This window comes from Modestobacter excelsi, from assembly GCF_005930495.1.
Taxonomy (GTDB): Bacteria; Actinomycetota; Actinomycetes; order Mycobacteriales; family Geodermatophilaceae; genus Modestobacter; species Modestobacter excelsi.
This window is the reverse complement of sequence record NZ_SJEX01000050.1, coordinates 19,055-36,886: the sequence shown is the minus strand read 5'-3', so window position 1 is coordinate 36,886 and position 17,832 is coordinate 19,055. Positions and strand designations below refer to the sequence as shown.

The window sequence follows — 17,832 nt, the reverse complement described above, 5'->3', positions numbered from 1 at the left end:
CCACCGCCCCGACCGCCCTGACCACCCCGGGCCGGGTCGTCCTCCGGCCGCTCTGGCGGCGCCCGGCCACGTGGGCGTGGACCGCGCTGTTCGTCGTCGGCCTGCTGCTGCCCTTCCTGATCAGCGACTACGACCTGTTCAAGGCCACCCGGGTGCTCACCATCGCGATCGCGGTGGCCGGCCTCAACCTGCTCATCGGCCGGGCCGGGCAGATCAGCGCCGGGCACGGCGCGCTGTACGGGCTGGGCGCGTACACCGCGATGATCTTGGTCAAGGAGCTCGACTGGGCCTGGCCCCTGGCGGTCCTGGCCGCCGTCGCGGTGTCCGGGGCGGCCGGCTGGCTGATCGGCCTGCCGGCGCTGCGGGTCCGCGGGCTCAACCTGGGCCTGCTCACCATCGCGATCGCGGCGGTCTTCCCGTTGCTGCTGAACCGGTTCGCCGACCTCACCGGCGGCACGGTGGGGCTGCAGCTGGCCGGCTCACCGATCACCCCGCCCGGGTCCTGGGGGCTCACACCCGAGCAGTTCCAGTTCCTGCTGCTGGTCCTCGTGGTCACCGTCGTCCTGGTGGTGCTCCGCAACCTGAGCACCGGTCCGCTCGGCCGGTCGATCGAGGCACTGCGGGTGAACCCGCTGATGGCGCGGTCAGAGGGCGTCGACGTCAACCGGCTCACGGTCACCGTGTTCGGCATCAGCAGCGCGGTGGCCGGTCTCGGTGGTGCACTCGGTGGTCTGGTGCTGGCCTCCACCGTGCCCGACAGCTACTCGATGTTCTTCTCGCTGACGCTGCTCTCGGCGTGCGTGGTCGGGGGCTCCCGTACGTGGGCCGGTGCCCTGCTGGGCGCGGCGTTCATCGTCTACCTGCCCGACCTGATCAGCCAGCAGATCGGCTCCACCACCGGCGGGCAGTGGTCGCAGCTGGTCTACGCCGCGGCGCTGCTGCTCACCCTCTTCTTCCTCCCGTCCGGCGTGGCCGGTGGGGTCGGGCGGCTGTTCGCCCGGCTGCCTCGCCGGACCCGCCGCACCCCTCAGCCCTGATCACCGTCCCATCCCGTTCCAGGGGCCGGCGACCGCCGTCCCCTCCCGTCCGACACTGCACCGCTGCAGTGAGAGCGAGGTACTCCCATGTCCGTTGCCACTGGCCCGTGGTCTCGTCGCGCGGTCGTCGCGCTGGCGGCCGGCAGCCTGCTGCTGACGGCCGCCTGCAGCGGCCGCAGTGACGACTCCTCCTCATCTGGCTCGGGGTCGAGTTCGGACCAGCCGATCGTGGTCGGGATGAGCTTCCCGCTCAGCGGGCCGCTCGCGGGGGCCGCAGCCGTCGCCGACGGCGCCTCGGCGTACTTCCAGCACGTGAACGCCGACGGCGGGATCAACGGTCGGAAGATCGACTACCAGCTCCTCGACGACGGCTACGACCCGGCGCGGCAGGCCGACAACGCTCGCCAACTGGTCTCGAAGGACAGCGCGGGCGTCGTCCTCACCTTCGGTGGCATCTCGTCGGCGACCGCGCCGTACCTCAACGCCCAGAAGGTCGCCCAGGTCGCCTTCGGCACCCAGGCGGCGCTCTCCGACACCGACGCCACCCCCTACACCCGCGGGTGGTTCCCCGACGGCAGCTGGGAGGGCCAGGTCGTCGGACAGCACATCGCCGAGGCCGGGCCGGGCGCCACGGTGGGGGTGCTCGGCATCAACAACGACCTGACCACGAGCCAGGTCGAGGGCCTGACCGCCGCCGGGGTGGCCCCGGCCAAGGTCCTCACCGTCGCTCCCGGCGTCGTCGACCTCACCAGCCAGCTGAACGAGCTGCGCGGCGCCGGCGTCGACACGCTGTTCCTCGCGGTCGTCGGCCCGGCGCAGTCGGCCACCCTGCGCACGATGGCCGACATCGGTTACAAGCCGCAGGTCTATCTCTACAGCGCCGCCTCCGACTTCGCGACGTCGATCGGTCCGGCCGGGTTGCCGAACGTGACCGGCGCCCTGACCGCCCAGTACTTCAAGGACCCGGCCGACCCGCGCTGGGCCGAGGACGAGGGCGTCAAGGCCTTCCGGACGGACATCGGGCAGTACGGCGACGCGAAGAACGCCGACAGCTACCTGGCGATCGAGGGCTACGGGGCGGCCGCGGCCATCGTGGCAACGCTCGAGGACTCCGACGGCGAGGGTGGCGAGGCCTTCACCAAGGCCTGGGACGCCATCGACGGCGCCGACAACCCGGCGCTGCTGCCCGGCATGCAGCTCACCGCCGGGCCTGGCAGCCGACTGGTGCACCAGTACCAGGTGCTCCAGTTCGACGGGACCAGCTGGCAGGACGCCGGCGACGTCGTCGACGCGGCCGACCTCGCGCAGGGCTGACCGCACCGCGGCGCCGCCCACCCGGCTCCGGCCGGGTGGGCAGGCGCTGCGCTGTCCGCACACCACCGCCGGCGTCCGGGCTCAGCCTGCCCCTGTTCGCGGATGTGACCCCGATCATGCGCCGGGCGAATCGCTGAGATCACCACCAATCACTTCCGCCCGGCGTGACTGTTCCTAGCGTGCTCGTGAACAGAGGTCGCACTGCTGGACCGGGAGACGGACGAGCTGTCCTCCCTGCCTCAGCGCCCTGGTCCACCACCCGATGGGATGTTCGATGACTGCTCCTGCTGACGACCACGCCTCAACGCTCGGAGACTGCTGATGGGTGCGGTCCGGAGAGTGCTGATCCAGGGCGGCGGCGTCGGCGGCCTGACCCTGGCCGCCGCCCTCGGCCAGCGCGGCGTCGAGGTCGACGTCGTAGAGGCGTCGGGTCCGGAAGCTGTCCTGGGCGTGGGGCTCAGCCAGCCGAACAACGCCCTGGCCGCGTTGGACGAGATCGGGGTCCGGGACGCCTGCCTGGCGGTCGGCTTCCCGTTCGAGCCGCTGGCCATCTGGAACCCGGCCGGGGTCGAGGTGGCGTCCATCCCGCCGGCAGAGGGCCGCTACGGCACGCCGTCGAACAACGCGATCAGCCGCCCCCTCTACAACGCCGTCCTTCGCGAGGCCGCGGAGAAGGCCGGCGCTCGCATCCGCACCGGCTCCACGGTCTGGAACATCACCGAGCACGCCGACGGTGTCGAGGTCGAACTGGCCACCTGGACCGGCAAGCGCACCCCACCCGTGCGCGACCGGGGCGCCGGCAGCGACCGCTACGACCTGCTCGTCGGCTTCGACGGCGTCAACTCCAAGATCCGCGAACACCTCTTCGGCGACCGTTACACCCCTCGGTTCACCGGATCCGCGTGCTGGCGGATCACCATGCCGCGCCCGGCCGACCTCACGCACATCGCCTTCGCCGTGAGTGGCCCGGCGAAGGCGGTGCTCACCCCGATCAGCGACGAGCAGATGTACTTCGGGCTCGTCACCCCCGAACCCGACAACCCCAGATTCGACCCCGCCGACTTCATCCGCCTCGCGAAGGAGCGGATGCAGGGCTTCTCCGGTCGGATCGGGGAGATGCGCGACAGCATCACCGCCGACAACTACGTCAGCTACGCGCCGCTCTACCACGTGACCGTGCGTGAGCCGTGGTTCCACGGCAGGATCGCCATCGCCGGTGACGCCGCGCACACCGCTCCCCCGCACCTGGCGCAGGGCGCGGCCATGGCGGTGGAGGACGCCGTCACACTCGCCGCCGCCCTCAGCGAGCACCCGACCCTGGACAGTGCGCTCCAGACCTGGTTCGAGCGCAGGCGAGACCGCGCGCTGTTCGTCGCGGACATGTCGCTGGCGCTGCTCAAGCAGGAGACCGGAGGTGAGGGCCTGACCCCCGAGGAGACCGAGCTGCTGGGTCTGGGCATCCCGGGCGCTCAGGCGCGCATCGCGCAGGAGGCCTATTGATGCGCGCCTACGTGCTGCCCACCGCAGCGTCCTCTCCGGTGTTCGCCGACGTCCCACGACCCCAGCCGGCCGACGACGAGGTCCTGGTACGGGTGACGGCGTCGTCGGTGAACTCGCACGACGTCCTGGCACCGGCGAAAGGTCACCCTCGTGTGGGACGCGGATGACGTCGCGGCGGTGTTCGGCCCGGAGCGCGACTTCTTGCTGAGCTACAGCAAGGACCGCGTGGAGAAGGGCTCGCAGCTCATCGGACTGTCGGAGTACGCCACCCATCTCGACCCCGTGGGGGCCATCCTCTCGATCGCGGTGATCGATCGCGAGCATGCTGCGCCTGGCAGCGAGGTGGAGCTGGTCTGGGGCGAGCACCCCGGCCCGGGCACCCCGCCCGACACCGCCCTCGGGTTCTCCAGGATCAGGGCGACGGTGCACCCCGCGCCCTACGACGACTACGCCCGCACGCAGTACCGGAGGTCCTGAGCCGAACGGTGGTCGGCCATTCAGGTCCCTGACGGCGCCCGCGGGTGGTGGCCCTCTGCCGTCGTGCGGTCAGGCTCGTGTACTGGTGAGCTGCGCGATCCGGCCCATCAGCGCGGGGACGTCGCCCTGCTCGTGCGCCAACTGCCAGCGGGCCAGCTGCACGGAGGCCTCGACGACCTCACGCACCCGCGGCAGCCGGCGTGCGGTGAAGGCCGACAGCAGGTCGTCGTCCAGGACGTCGGCGCTGAGGAGCAGCTCGACGAGCACGGCCGCGTCCTCGAGGGCCTGAGCTGCGCCCTGGGCGAGGGTGGGCGGGCAGGTGTGCGCGGCGTCGCCGACCAGGACCACCCGACCGCGGTGCCACGGGGCGTCGAGCAGGTGCTCCTCGAACCAGGTGTAGTTGATCGCGGCGGGATCGGTGATCGCCTCGAGGATCTCCCGCCACGGGCCGCCGTAGGAGCCGGCCAGGTCCCGGACGACGGCGACCTTCTCCTCGTCGGTGATGGTGGTGCGGTCCTGCGCGTCCTCGACCAGGAAGGCGTAGAGCGAGGACTCCGACGTCGGCGTGTACCCGGCGATGTAGCACCGGCCGCCGTAGACCGCCTCGGAGCTGACCACCTCGGCCGGCCGAGGCGCGAACACCCGCCAGATGCCCATGCCGACCGAGCGCGTCTCGAGCGGGACGTCGAGCAGTCGGCGGGTCCAGGAGCGGAGCCCGTCGGCGCCGACCACCAGGTCGTAGCGCCCCGTCGAGCCATCGGTGAACCGGACGTCGACGCCCGAGGGATCCTGCTCCAGGTCCTGCACCGTGGTCGAGAACCGGGTCTTGACCCCGGCCCGCTCGGCCCGGCCCATGAGGACGCGGGCCAGGTCCGGGCGGTACATCCCCATGCTGGCCGGCAGGTCTGGACCGCCGGACCTGTGCTCGGTGAGCGTGGCGACCACGGTGGCCGCCGGGTCGGGCGCGCGGATCACCAGCTGGTCGGCGGCGTAGCCCTGCACCAGGCACTCGTCGAGCACCGCGAGCTCGCGCAGCACCCGCAGGGCGTTGCCCTGCAGGGTGATGCCCGACCCGAGCGCGGTCACGTCGGGCTTCATCTCGACCAGGTCGACGCTGACGCCGGCGTCGGCCAGCAGGATCGCGGTGGCGGCGCCGGCGACACCGCCGCCGATCACGAGGACGCTGTCCACAGCGGCCATGGGAGGACTCCTTCGTCCGGGACGGGTGGGTCGGGTCAGATCGGGGGCGCGACGAACAGGCCGCGGTCCACGTCGTTGAAGCTCTCCTTGGCCAGCAGCTCGCCGAACGGGTTCGCCGTCCCCCACTGGTCCTGGTTCTCCGGCAGCGAGACGTCGTAGACGCTCGGGTGCCAGGCGTCCTCGTCCAGCAGCTCCAGCTCGGTCGTGTACTCGATGGTGTTGCCGTGCGGGTCGAGGAAGTAGCTGAAGGTGTTGTCGCCGGCGGCGTGCCGGCCCGGACCCCAGATCATCCGGGTCCCCGCGCGCAGCAGCCGTCCGGTGCCCCGCATGTACTCGTCCAGGCCGCGCATTTCGAAGGAGACGTGGTGCAGGGAGGCATGCGGGCCCTTGGCGATCGCCATGCTGTGGTGCTGCGGGTTGCAGCGCATGAACTTCATCAGGTCCCCGCCGAACGGGTGGGTGAGCGTGTCCGACAGCGCGAAGTCCAGGTGGGTCTCGTAGAAGGCCTGGGTGCGCGACGGATCCGGGGAGTTGAGGACCACGTGCGACAGCCGGACGGGGATGGCCTCGCGCTCCTCGATCTTCCGGTGCTGCCGGACGGCGACGTCGGCGGACACCTCGATGGTGCGGCCGTCGACGTCGAAGAAGCGGAAGCCGTAGCCGCCGCCGGCCGTCTGCAGCACATCGGGCTCGCTGACCAGCTGGACGCCGGCGGTGCCCAGCCGCTGGGCCAGGGCGTCGACGTCCGCCGGCGACTCGGCGCCGTAGGAGACCAGGTCCAGTCGCTTGTCGGCGTCCTTGCGCAGCCGCACGATGTACTGCTCCGGCGAGCCCTCGGCAGCGAGGAAGACGATGCCGTTGTCCTCGGCGACCGGGGTGAGCCCCCACAGGGTGGTGTAGAACTCGCGCTGCTTGTCGAAGTCCGGCACCGCCAGGTCGACGTGCCGCAGGTGGGTGATCAGACGGTCGCTCATGAGTGCTCCTCGGAGACGCAGCGGTTGGCCTGGGCGCCCAGGCCGGTGATGGTGGAGTCCATGCGGTCGCCGGCGCGCAGCAGGCGGCCACGTGGGAGGCCGTTGCCGGCCGGGCTGCCGGTGAGCACGAGGTCACCGGGGAGCAGGGTCGCCACGGTCGAGCAGTGGGCGATGACGTGCGCGACGTCGAAGAGCATGTCCTTGGTCGACTCGTCCTGCATGACCTCGCCGTTGAGCCGCAGTTCGATGCGCAGGTCAGAGGGGTCGGGGACGGCGGCGCGCGGCACCAGGACCGGGCCGGTGGGCAGGAAGGTGGGCGAGTTCTTCGCCGCCAGCCAGTCGGCGCCCAACGCCGGGGCGTCCCGGCGGAAGATCCGCTCGCGCAGGGTGAGGTCGTTGACGATCGTCCAGCCGGCGACGACGTCCAGTGCGTCCTCGACCGCCACCCGGCGGGCGCGGCGGCCGATGACGGCGGCCAGCTCGAGTTCCCAGTCCGGCTGCCGTCCGTCGAAGGGCAGCACGACGTCGTCGTAGGCACCGGTGATCGCACTGGGCAGCCCCTGGAAGACGTAGGGCGGGTGCTGCAACCGGGCGTCCATCTCCGCCGCTGCGTCGGCCCGCACCTGCTCGACCGTGCGGCCGTCGGAGGCGTCGTGGTGGGCGACGGCGATGTCGATGACGTGCGTGCGGTAGTTGGCGCCGGCCTGGAACACCTGCCGGGGCTCGACGGGGCTGAGCACCGTCAGCCCGTCCAGCGGCCGCCACTCCCCCGTCGAGCCGGCCAGGTCCTCGAGCACGGGACGCGCGTCGTCCCACCGGTCCAGCAGCTGCCGGGTGGAGGACGGCAGACCCAGCTCCGGGCGGTCGGAGAGGTCGAGCACCCGGTCGCGGACGACGAGCGCGGGGAAGGCAGGACTGTTGGGTGTCGCCAGGGACGCGAGAGCCCAACTGCCGGCATGGTCGATGGTGAGCGGCACGATGACCAGCATCAGCTGCCCGGTGGGCGGAGCGGAAACACCGCTTTGGTATGCCTGGCCATCCGGCTCGCTGATGGCGCCGGTCACAGAGGAGTCCCGGTGGAGCTGCCCAGCCTCGACCTCAACCTGGTCGTCGTCCTGCACGCCCTGCTCGAGGAGCGCAACGTCACCCGGGCCGGTGAACGGGTGGGGCTGAGCCAGCCGGGCACCAGCTCCGCGCTCGCCCGGTTGCGCCGCCACTTCGACGACCCGCTGCTGGAGCGGGTGGGCACGGTGTACGAGCTGACCCCGTTGGCGCAGGCTCTGCGGGGTCAGCTCGGCTCGACCATGGAACAGCTGCAGCGGGTGCTGGCGGCACAGCCGCGGTTCGACCCGGCCACCGCCGACCGGCGCTTCACGGTGGCCTGCTCGGACTCGGTGCTGACCGTCCTGGGTCCGGGGCTGGTCGCCGCGGTGACCCGCGCCGCGCCCCACGTGAGCCTCGACCTCCGGTCGCTGGACAGGCGGGTGGTCACCGATCCGCTGGCCCTGCTGCGGGACGTCGACCTGCTGGTGGTCCCGCGCGGGCTGTTCTCGCTGCCCGACGTCCCGAGCGTGGAGCTGTACCGCGACCGTTGGGTGTGCGCGACGTGGCGGGGCAACACCGCCGTCGGCGACCGGCTGAGCCTGGCGGACGTCGGCCGGGCGCGCTGGGTCATGCCCTTCCAGGAGCTGCTCATGGCCTCCCCGGCCGATGCCGCGCTGGCCACCCTGGGCGTCGACCGGCACTGCGCCGTCCGGGTGGAGAGCTTCAGCCTGCTCGACCGGCTGGTGGTGGGGACCGAACTGCTGGTGCTCTTCCACGAGCGACTGGCGGGCGAGCTCACCGCGCACGACCTACGGGTGGTCGAGCTGCCCGTCGAACTGCCACCGATCACCGAGACCGCGTGGTCACACCCCAGCCGGCGCCTCGACCCCGGTCACCGCTGGCTGGTCGACGTCCTCACGGAGGTGAGCGCCGGCCTCGGTCAGCCGCAGCCGGCGGGTCTGGGATAGCGCGGAGCCCGGGCCACCTCAGGCAGTCCCCGGGCCAACGACGCCGGACGCCAGCTCGACCCCCTCCTCCCGGGCCACCACGGCCAGCTGCTCGCGCAGCCAGACGTGTCCGGGGTCCCGGTCGCGCCGCGAGTGCCAGAAGGCCGACTGTCGCAGCGGCTGCAGGTCCATCTCCGGCTCCAGGAGCCTGATGTCCGCAGCGCCGGCGACCCGCCGGCCCAGCCGCTCCGGCAGCACCGCGACCAGCTCGGTCCCGGCCAGCATGAACGGCATCGGCACGAACCCGCTCGCGGTCGCGGCCACGCGACGGGTGCACCCGACTGCGTCCAGCTGTTCTTCGACGATGGACCTGCGCCCCTCCACGACGTACTCCAGGTAGGGCGAGTCGGCCAGCAGGGCAGCGGTGAGCCGGTCCCCCGCCCGCGGGTGCCCGCTCCACACGGCACCGACGAAGCGGTCGGCGATGACGGGCAGCTGCGAGCAGTCCGACAGCGACCGCTGGTCGACGATCTGGTCGGGCAGGATCGCGACGTCGACCTCGTCCCGCTGCAGGGCGTCGAGGTACCGCGCGCCGACCGGCGCGGCGTCCAGCCGGAGGTCCGTGGCCAGCCCGGAGAGCCGCGCGATGAGCGGCCGGATCAGCGTCACTCCCACGTAGTCGCTGGCCACGACCGAGAACCGGCGCGTGTCCCGGGTCGGGTCGAACACGGGTGGCCGGACGATGGTCTGCTCGATCGTCGCCAGCACCTCGCGGACCGGCTCGATGAGCGACTCCCCCCGGGGCGTGAGCTCCATGTACCGGCCGTTCTTGTACAGCAGCTCGTCTCCCAGCACCCGCCGCAGCCGGGCCAGCGCGGTGCTGGTCGCCGGCTGGGACAGGTGCAGGCTCTCCGCCGCCCGCGTGACGTTCTTCTCCCGCAGCACCGCGTCGAGCACCACGAGCAGGTTCAGGTCCACCTGACCGAGCTTCACCAGTTCCTCCTCCCCGCCCGTGATGGCCATCACGGCGGTGGATCGCAGCCAACCATGCTGTGCATTTCCGGACGACGCAGGTCCTCCTTAGCGTCGTCCGCGACTCGACGAGGAGGTGCGATGACCGACGCCCGCACGCACAGGACGGCCCGGGTACTGGTGACCGACATCGCCTGGCCGACCACCGAGGTGGAACGCGAGGTGCTCGTGGCAGCCGGCATCGAACTGGTGCTGGCCCCCAGCGGTGAGGAGGCCGAGCTGGTCGGGCTGGCCCCGGACGCCGACGCGATCCTGACCTGCTTCGCCACGGTGTCCGCCGCGGTCCTCGACGCCGCGGTCCGCTGCCGGACGGTCGCCCGGTACGGCGTCGGGGTGGACAACATCGACGTCGGCCACGCCACCGAGCTCGGGATGGTGGTGAGCAACGTGCCGGTCTACTGCGTCGACGAGGTCGCCGACTCGGCCCTGCTCGGCATACTCGCGCTGGCCCGCCGGCTGCTGCCGTTGACCCGGGACGTCGCCGCCGGGCTCTGGGGCCGGGACGTGCCCGGCGCCGGCACCCGGCTGCGCGGCAAGGTGCTCGGGCTCGTGGGGTTGGGCGTCATCGGCTCGGCTCTGGCCTCCCGCGCCCAGGCGCTGGGCCTCGAGGTCATCGCCTTCGACCTGTCCGGGCATGCGCCCGCGGGCGGCCGCGCCGTGGCCTCGCTGGACGAGCTGCTCGAGCAGGCCGACGTGGTCTCGCTGCACGTGCCGCTCACCGCGCGCACCCACCACCTCATCGGCGCCGCGCAGCTCCGCCGGATGAAGCCGACCGCGTGGGTGGTCAACACCGCCCGCGGACCGCTGATCGACAACGCGGCACTGCTCGCCGCCCTGGAGTCCGGGGGGATCGCCGGCGCCGCGCTGGACGTGACCGACCCCGAGCCGCTCCCGGCCGACCACCCGCTGCGCACCCGCGACGACGTCGTGCTCACCCCGCACACCGCGTTCTCCTCCGACGGGTCGCTCATCGAGCTGGCGACCAGGGCCGCGACCAACGTCGTCGACGTGCTGCAGGGCCGGGTGCCGGCCACGGTGGTCAACCGCGAGGTGCTCAGCAGCCCGGCGCTGCGCTTCCCGTTGGTGCAGCGGTGACCGCCGCCGCGGTGCCGGGCACCGGCGCGCTGACCGCGCACCTGGTCCGGCGCGGACTGGCCACCTCCGCCGACGACCTGGACGTCCGCACCCTGGCCGGGGGTGTCTCCAACGACGTCGTCGCCGTCCGCGGCCCCGGTCTGGACGTGGTCGTCAAGCAGGCCCTCGGCCGGCTGCGGGTGGCCGAGGAGTGGCTGGCCGACCCGGCCCGCATCGACACCGAGGGGCGGGCGCTCCGGCTGGCCGGGCAGCTCCTGCCCGGAGCTGTCCCGGCGGTCCTCGACCTGTCCGACGGCTACCTGGTCATCGAACGCGCGCCGGACTCCTGGCGCACCTGGAAGGAGGACCTGCTCGCCGGAGACGCCGACCCGTCGGTGGCCGAGCAGCTGGGGCACGCCCTCGGGATGTGGCAGCGCAGCACCGCCGGCCGGGCCGACGTCACGCGCGACTTCGACGACGTCACGGCGTTCACCCAGCTCCGCGTCGATCCCTTCCACCGCACCGTGGCTGAGCGGCACCCCGACCTGGCGGGGGTGATCGGGCGGACCGTCGAGGACATGGCGGCCAGCCGGGTGTGCCTCGTGCACGGCGACTACACCCCCAAGAACGTGCTCGTGGACCCGTCCGGCGGGCAGCCCTGGGTCATCGACTGGGAGGTGGCCCACGTGGGCGACCCGACGTTCGACCCGGCCTGGACCGTCGGCCACCTGCTGCTGAAGTCGATCCACCGTCCGGACACCGCCGTCGCGTACTCCGCCGCCGCGAGTGCCTTCCTCGCCGGCCTGGACGCCGAGCTGGCCGGCGCCGTCCGGATCGCCGCCGACCAGTTGACCCGGCAGACCGGCTGCCTGCTGCTCGCCCGGGTCGACGGGAAGAGCCCAGCCGACTACCTCACCGACGACCAGCGGCGGACCACTCGTGACCTCGCCCGCCGGCTGCTCACCGATCCCCCCGCCACGATCACCGACTCCTGGGAGCTGCTCGCATGAGCGACACGACGATCGCCTCCCTGTTCGCCTGGGAGGCCCTGGACTCCCGAGGCAAGCCCACGGTCGGCTGCGAGGTCCGCCTGGACGGCGGCGCGACCGGCCGTGCCACGGTGCCCTCCGGGGCCTCGACCGGGCGGCACGAGGCGCGTGAGCTGCGGGACGGCGAGGCCCGCCACGGCGGCAACGGTGTCCGGCGGGCGGTGGCCAACGTGACCGGCCAGCTCGCCGACGCGGTCCGCGGGCTGGATGCCACGGACCAGACGGGCCTCGACCGGACCATGCGGCACCTCGACGGGACCTCCGATCTGGGCCGGCTCGGGGCCAACGCCGTTCTCGCGGTGTCCGTCGCCGCCTCGATCGCCGCCGCCGCCGCCCGGGCGCTGCCGCTGTACGAGGCCGTCGCCGACGACGGCGCGGCCCCGCTGCTGCCGCTGCCGATGGTCAACATCATTTCCGGCGGCGCGCACTCCGGCCGGTCGATCGACGTGCAGGACTTCCTCGCCGTCCCGGTCGGCGCGAGCTCGTTCACCGAGGCCATCGACTGGGCCGGCCGGGTACGGGCCGGCGCGGCGGAGGAACTCGCCCACCGCGGACTGCCCGTGGCGCTGGTCGCCGACGAGGGCGGTCTGGGTCCCCTGCTGCCGACCAACCGTTCGGCGCTGGACGTGGTGGTCGCCGGCATCACCCGAGCCGGGCTCCGGCCCGGCGAGGACGTCGGCATCGCCGTCGACGTCGCGGCCACCCAGTTCCTGCGCGCGGACGGTCGCTACGTGCTCGCCGCCGAGGACCGGGAGCTCACCTCGGAGGAGCTGGTCGACGAACTGGCCGACTGGTGCGCCGCCTACCCGATCGTCTCCCTCGAGGACGCGCTCGGCGAGGACGACTGGGCCGGCTGGCGCACCGCCACCCAGCGGCTGCAGGGCCGCCAGCTGCTCGGTGATGACCTGTTCGTCACCAACCCCGACCGGTTGCAGCGCGGGATCGACGAGGGGGTCGGCAACGCAGTCCTGGTCAAGCCGAACCAGATCGGCACGCTGGACACCGCCCGGTCCGTCGTCCGCACGGCCCATGCCGCCGGCTACGCGACGGTGCTGTCCGCGCGGTCCGGCGAGACCGAGGACGACTGGCTGGCCGACCTCGCCGTCGGCTGGCGCACCGGCCAGATCAAGGTCGGCTCCACCATGCGCTCCGAGCGCACCGCCAAGTGGAACCGGCTGCTGCGGCTCGACGCGGAGCTCGGCCGGCGCGCCGAGTACGCCGGTCCCGCGGCCCTCCCCCACTCCGCCTGACCGAGAGAAGGACACGATGATGCGCACAGTGGACGGGCACGCCCTGGGCCGCTTCGACGACGGCGCCGGGCCGTTTCCCGGCCTCGTCGTCGGGGACCGGGTGCACCGGCTGCGGGACGGCGACCTGGTCGACGGACCAGCGACCTACCTCGCCCTGCTCGAGGCATGGGCCACCATCTCTCCCCGGCTCGCCGAACTCGCCCGGACGGTGGCCCCGGCGGCCGGCGCGGCCGTCGCCGACCTGCGGGTGCTGGCACCGGTGGAGCCGCGGCAGGTCTTCCAGGCCGGGGCCAACTACCGCTCGCACGTCGCGGAGATGATCGTGTCCGGCAAGGCGCCGGAGGACCCGCGATCCGACGACGAGCTCCGCCGGGCGGCCGAGGAGGAGATGGACCAGAAGGTCCGCAGCGGCAGCCCGTTCATCTTCGTCGGGCTGCCGAGCGCCCTGTGCGGCCCCGACGACGACGTCCTCCTCCCGCCGGAGGCCGCCCGGGTGGACTGGGAGGCCGAGCTGGCCGTGGTGATCGGCGCGCGGACCCACCGGGTGTCGCGTGAACAGGCGATGGACTCCGTCGCCGGGTACACCGTGTGCAACGACGTCAGCGCCCGCGACCTGCAGTTCCCGGCCGAGCACCGGGTGCTGGGCGGCGACTGGCTGCGGGCGAAGCACCGGCCGACGTTCCTGCCCACCGGGCCCTTCTTCGTCCCCGCCGACCAGGTGGCCGACCACCGGCAGCTGCGGATCACCTTCGACCTCAACGGCGAGCGCATGCAGGACGACGTCCCGGCCAACCTGCTCTTCGACGTCCCCGGGCTGATCGCCTCGGCCTCGGCGGCAGCAGTCCTGCTTCCAGGGGACCTGCTGCTCACCGGCAGCCCCGCCGGCAACGGCGGGCACTGGAAGCGGTGGCTCCAGCCGGGTGACGTCATGTCGGCCGCGATCGAGGGGCTGGGCGTCCAACACAACCGCTGCGTGGCCGAAGACGTGTGACCTGCGTCATCCACGACCTGGATCACACGCATTCCCACTCCGCATTTCCGCCTTTCCTGCGCGCCCCATAGCGTTTCTCCCGAGGTAATTCCCCGGGCCATCCCATCGACTCAAGCCAATTCCGGGAATGGCGAGACCGCTGCCGTTACCAGCTGACGCACGCCCCGAGAAGGCCATTCCACGCCGTGGCTGGCCGACGCCCGACACCCGGCTCGACCGAGCCCTGTTCCCACCCTGTGATGAAGGAGTTGTCGTGTCGAAGTACCTGTCCCAGCTCACCGAGCTGGAGCTCACCTCGCCGGACGTGGAGGCCTCCGTGGCCTTCTACGAGAAGCAGTTCGGCCTGCGCGTCATCGACCGGGACGACGACGGCTCGGTGTACCTGCGGTGCTGGGGCGACTACTACCGCCACAGCCTCGTCATCTCCCCCGGCGAGCAGCCGGCCCTGGTCAACATGGCCTGGCGCACCCAGAGCGCCGAGGCGCTCGAGCAGGCCGCGGCCCAGGTGGAGGCCGAGGGCATCACCGGCAGCTGGCACGAGCCCCGCCGCGGGCACGGCCGCTCCTACCAGTTCACCGGACCGTGGGGCCACACCCTCGAGCTGTACTGGGAACTGCCCCGCTTCCACGGCGAGGGGAACGCCTCGATCTTCCCCGACCGGCCGGAGAAGAAGTCCAGCCACGGTGCCGCGCCACGGACCCTCGACCACGTCACCATCGCCGCCACCGACGTCCGCGCGTTCTGCGAGTGGTACAGCCGGGTCCTGGACTTCCGCATCATGGCCTACACCGAGCTCGATGAGGCCCCGATCACCGTGTTCGGGGTGCTCACCACCAACGAGAAGTCCCACGACCTGGGCATCGTGCTGGACAGCTCTCAGATCCCGGGACGGTCGAACCACATCGCCTTCTGGACCGACTCCTACGAGGAGCTCGCGCACGCCGCGGACGTGCTCATGGAGAACGGCACCATGATCGAGTACGGGCCCTCCATCCACGGCATCGGCGAGCAGGTCTTCCTGTACTTCCGTGAGCCGTCCGGGTACCGCGTGGAGCTCAACACCGGCGGCTACCGCAACTACGTACCCGACTGGGAGCCGACCGTCTGGAAGCCCTCGCAGGGCTCGGCCTCCATCTACCGCAACGCCAGCCTGCCCATGTCGATGACCGAGTCCTTCCCGCCCGACCCCGGTCACCCCACGGCCACCGAGGAGGGCGTGCTCGAGGGCACCGAGGACCAGTTGATCAACCCGTACGCCAAGCGCGGCAACGGCTGACCGCTGCGCTCGGGGATCCCGGCCCTCGCCACGACGACCGGGCTCCCCGGGCCGGCGTTCCCGACCCACCACCCGCCGCGCCGACGACGCGGCGGCCCCGACCACGAGGAAGAAGACCCGGATGGCCACCATCGAGGTCACCGTCCCGTCGCCCCCAGCCGTGTCCCCGACGCCGCACGGCCTCCGGCGACGAACGGGGGGCCGTCGCGCTGCTCTCCCGACGATGCTCGGGCCGGCGTTCGTCGCCGCGATCGCCTACGTGGACCCGGGCAACTTCGCGACCAACTTCTCCGCCGGTGCCGCGCACGGCTACCTGCTGCTCTGGGTCATCGTGGCGGCCAACCTGCTCGCCATGCTGGTCCAGACCCTCTCGGCCAAGCTCGGCCTGGCCACCGGCCGCAGCATGCCCGAGGTCTGCCGCGACACGTTCCGTCCCGCGGTCAACCGGGGACTGTGGCTCCAGGCCGAACTGGTGGCCATCGCGACCGACCTCGCCGAGGTGATCGGCGGCGCCATCGCGCTGAACCTGCTGTTCGGACTGCCGCTCCCGCTCGGCGGAGCCGTGACGGGCGCGGTCGCATTCGTCCTCCTGGCCCTCGAGGGCCGCGGGCAACGCCCCTTCGAACGGGCGATCACCGGGCTGTTCGCGGTCATCCTCGTCGGGTTCCTGATCACCCTGCTGCGCGTGCCGGTGGACCCGGCGCCCCTGGCCGGTGGCCTGCTGCCCGGCCTCGCCGGGACCGACAGCCTGCTGCTGGCCACGGGCATCCTGGGCGCCACGGTCATGCCGCATGCGATCTACCTGCACAGTGCGCTCACCTGCCGGCGGGACGAGGCGCCCACGTCGGCAGAACGGCGTCACCTGCTCCGAGCCCACCGGCGGGGCGTCGTCGTGGCCATGGGGCTGGCCGGGCTGGTCAACGCCGCGATGCTGATCGTCGCGGCGGGGTTGTTCCACGGCTCGGACATCCCGCGTACCGACACCCTCGAGGGCGTCCACGCAGGTCTCGCCCGGGCGCTGGACGCGCCGGCCGCCACGCTGTTCGCCCTCACCCTGCTGGCCTCCGGGTTCGCTTCCTCGGGGGTGGGCACCCTGGCCGGCCAGGTCGTGATGCAGGGGTTCGTGCGCCGCCGGATCTCCCTGCTGGGCCGCCGGGCGCTCACCCTCGCCCCCGCGCTGGTCGTGCTGACCATCGGGATCGACCCGACCACCGCCCTGGTCGCCTCGCAGGTGGTGCTCTCCTTCGGCATCCCGTTCGCGCTGGTCCCCCTGGTGCTGCTGACCCGCCGTCGCGCGGTCATGGGCGACCTGGTCAACCGGCCGGTGACGACCGCGGCCGCCGCCGTCGCCGCCGCCGCGATCATCGGCCTGAACGCCTTCCTGCTCTGGACGCTGGTCGGCTGACCGGGCGAGCTGCTGCACCGGTCATCGAGCGGATGGATCCGAGCGATGTCCGATGCGCATGTCCGCACAAGCCACGCCGTTCCCAACGTGATCCACCACTCGACGAGGAGTCCTGCCGTGCCCGCTGTCAAGAACGTGCTGGTCGTCGGTGCCGGCGCCGCCGGCACCACCGCCGCGGCCCTGCTGGCCGATGCTGGTGTCGCCGTCGACCTGGTCGAGATCAAGTCCGAGGTGAGCGCGCTGGGCTCAGGCATCACGCTGCAGGGCAACGCACTGCGGGTGCTCCGGCAACTGGGTGTGCTCGACGAGTGCCTGCAGGTCGGCCAACCGTTCTCCCAGCTCGTCATCCGGCTGCCCGACCCAGCAGCGACCATCGTCGCCCGCGTCGACGACATCCCGTTCGGCGGTCCGGACCTGCCCTCCACCGTGGGCATGTACCGGCCCGACCTGGCCAGGATCCTGGTGGCCCGGGCGGAACGGGCCGGCGTCCGGTTCCGGTTCTCCACGACCATCGACTCCCTCACCCAGGACGACGACGGTGTGGACGTCCACTTCTCGGACGGCTCCACTGCTCGCTACGACGTGGTGGTCGGGGCCGATGGACTGCGCTCCTGGACCCGGCGGCTCCTGGAGATCCCGTTGGAGACGAAGTCCGTGGGCATGGGCGCGTTCCGGATGTTCGGTTCCAAGCCGACTGACGTCACCGAGTTCCACGCCATCTTCGGGGGCCCCTCCTACATGGCCCTGGTCTGCCCCACCTCGCCGACGACGGCCTACTGGTCACTCGTCGAGGAGGCGCGGGACCGCACCACCCAGACCCCGGAGGAGCGGCTGGCGGACTTCCTCGAACTGAGTCGCCCCTATCACGGCCCCTGGGACGAGGTGCGCGACTCGTTCACCGACCCGGCGAAGCTGAACTACACCTGGTTCGAACACCACCTCCTCGACGCCCCGTGGAACCGCGGCCGGGTGGTGCTCATCGGCGATGCGGTGCACACCTGCCCGCCGACCATCGCGCAGGGTGCCGCGATGGGCTTCGAGGACGCCTCGGTGCTCGCCGAGCTGCTGACCGACCGGCACGCAGTCGACGAGGACCTGTGGGCAGCGTTCACCGCCCGCCGGTTCGACCGGGTGAAGACCGTCGTCGACGCCTCCATGCAGATGGCCCAGTGGAACCTCGATCACGTCCAGGGCGACGTCCCCGGGGTCACCCGCCGCGTCGCGGCCGCCGTCAGCCAGCCCGCCTGACCACCCCACCGCTA

The 17,832-nt window shown here is 72.3% G+C and carries 16 protein-coding genes; 12 read left to right on the top strand and 4 right to left on the bottom strand.

Annotation, left to right across the window (positions count from 1 at the left end; all coding sequences use genetic code 11):
* The 4 genes from FHL80_RS16180 to FHL80_RS16165 form a co-directional block, all read left to right on the top strand.
* Nucleotides 1–1,037: branched-chain amino acid ABC transporter permease (locus FHL80_RS16180; protein WP_138734411.1), on the top strand; the 1,037-nt coding region annotated here is incomplete at its 5' end.
* An 87-nt stretch (nt 1,038–1,124) separates the two neighbouring features.
* Complete coding sequence (locus tag FHL80_RS16175) at nt 1,125–2,351, top strand: ABC transporter substrate-binding protein (RefSeq protein ID WP_138734410.1); 1,227 nt, start codon at nt 1,125–1,127, stop codon at nt 2,349–2,351.
* Between the two features lie 339 nt (nt 2,352–2,690).
* A complete protein-coding gene (locus tag FHL80_RS16170) occupies nt 2,691–3,851 on the top strand; it encodes an FAD-dependent monooxygenase (RefSeq protein ID WP_216870787.1) in 1,161 nt (386 codons plus the stop codon).
* A gap of 150 nt (nt 3,852–4,001) precedes the next feature.
* Nucleotides 4,002–4,328 (top strand): hypothetical protein, encoded by a 327-nt coding sequence (locus tag FHL80_RS16165; protein ID WP_138734408.1) that lies wholly within the window; start codon nt 4,002–4,004, stop codon nt 4,326–4,328.
* Between the two features lie 69 nt (nt 4,329–4,397).
* On the opposite strand, the gene FHL80_RS16160 is transcribed toward FHL80_RS16165, so the two are convergent.
* The 3 genes from FHL80_RS16160 to FHL80_RS16150 are packed head-to-tail and all read right to left on the bottom strand — an operon-like array spanning nt 4,398 to nt 7,479.
* Nucleotides 4,398–5,528 carry an FAD-dependent monooxygenase gene (locus FHL80_RS16160; RefSeq protein ID WP_138734407.1) on the bottom strand — a complete coding sequence of 377 codons (1,131 nt, stop codon included), beginning with the start codon at nt 5,526–5,528 and terminating at the stop codon, nt 4,398–4,400.
* 35 nt (nt 5,529–5,563) lie between these two features.
* Nucleotides 5,564–6,502, bottom strand: a complete 939-nt coding sequence (locus FHL80_RS16155) for a VOC family protein (protein WP_138734406.1) — start codon at nt 6,500–6,502, stop codon at nt 5,564–5,566.
* Nucleotides 6,499–7,479, bottom strand: coding sequence for a fumarylacetoacetate hydrolase family protein (locus FHL80_RS16150; RefSeq protein ID WP_216870786.1), 981 nt, complete (start codon nt 7,477–7,479; stop codon nt 6,499–6,501). The genes FHL80_RS16155 and FHL80_RS16150 overlap by 4 nt, the downstream gene beginning before the upstream one ends.
* A 99-nt stretch (nt 7,480–7,578) precedes the next feature.
* Here FHL80_RS16150 and FHL80_RS16145 point away from each other — a divergent pair, with 99 nt between their 5' ends.
* Nucleotides 7,579–8,514, top strand: coding sequence for a LysR substrate-binding domain-containing protein (locus tag FHL80_RS16145; RefSeq protein ID WP_216870785.1), 936 nt, complete (start codon nt 7,579–7,581; stop codon nt 8,512–8,514).
* Nucleotides 8,515–8,532: 18 nt separating this feature from the next.
* Here FHL80_RS16145 and FHL80_RS16140 read toward each other — a convergent pair whose 3' ends face one another.
* On the bottom strand, nt 8,533–9,516 hold the full coding sequence (locus FHL80_RS16140; protein WP_246078722.1) for a LysR family transcriptional regulator: 984 nt from the start codon (nt 9,514–9,516) through the stop codon (nt 8,533–8,535).
* Between the two features lie 90 nt (nt 9,517–9,606).
* On the opposite strand from FHL80_RS16140, the gene FHL80_RS16135 reads away from it, so the two are divergent.
* The 7 genes from FHL80_RS16135 (at nt 9,607) to FHL80_RS16105 (ending at nt 17,818) form a co-directional block, all read left to right on the top strand.
* Nucleotides 9,607–10,620 carry a C-terminal binding protein gene (locus FHL80_RS16135; protein WP_216870784.1) on the top strand — a complete coding sequence of 338 codons (1,014 nt, stop codon included), beginning with the start codon at nt 9,607–9,609 and terminating at the stop codon, nt 10,618–10,620.
* A complete protein-coding gene (locus FHL80_RS16130) occupies nt 10,617–11,609 on the top strand; it encodes a phosphotransferase family protein (RefSeq protein WP_138734401.1) in 993 nt (330 codons plus the stop codon). The genes FHL80_RS16135 and FHL80_RS16130 overlap by 4 nt, the downstream gene beginning before the upstream one ends.
* The gene (gene eno / locus FHL80_RS16125; RefSeq protein ID WP_138734400.1) at nt 11,606–12,898 is read left to right on the top strand and encodes a phosphopyruvate hydratase; all 1,293 of its coding nucleotides are present in this window, start codon (nt 11,606–11,608) and stop codon (nt 12,896–12,898) included. Before FHL80_RS16130 ends, eno begins: the two co-directional genes overlap by 4 nt.
* A 19-nt stretch (nt 12,899–12,917) precedes the next feature.
* Nucleotides 12,918–13,889, top strand: coding sequence for a fumarylacetoacetate hydrolase family protein (locus tag FHL80_RS16120; protein WP_216870783.1), 972 nt, complete (start codon nt 12,918–12,920; stop codon nt 13,887–13,889).
* A gap of 253 nt (nt 13,890–14,142) precedes the next feature.
* A complete protein-coding gene (locus FHL80_RS16115; protein WP_138734398.1) occupies nt 14,143–15,165 on the top strand; it encodes a VOC family protein in 1,023 nt (340 codons plus the stop codon).
* A gap of 121 nt (nt 15,166–15,286) precedes the next feature.
* Nucleotides 15,287–16,570 carry an Nramp family divalent metal transporter gene (locus FHL80_RS16110; RefSeq protein ID WP_216870782.1) on the top strand — a complete coding sequence of 428 codons (1,284 nt, stop codon included), beginning with the start codon at nt 15,287–15,289 and terminating at the stop codon, nt 16,568–16,570.
* Between the two features lie 117 nt (nt 16,571–16,687).
* Nucleotides 16,688–17,818: an FAD-dependent monooxygenase gene (locus FHL80_RS16105; protein ID WP_138734396.1), complete on the top strand. Its 1,131-nt coding sequence runs from the start codon at nt 16,688–16,690 to the stop codon at nt 17,816–17,818.
* Nucleotides 17,819–17,832: the final 14 nt, after the last annotated feature.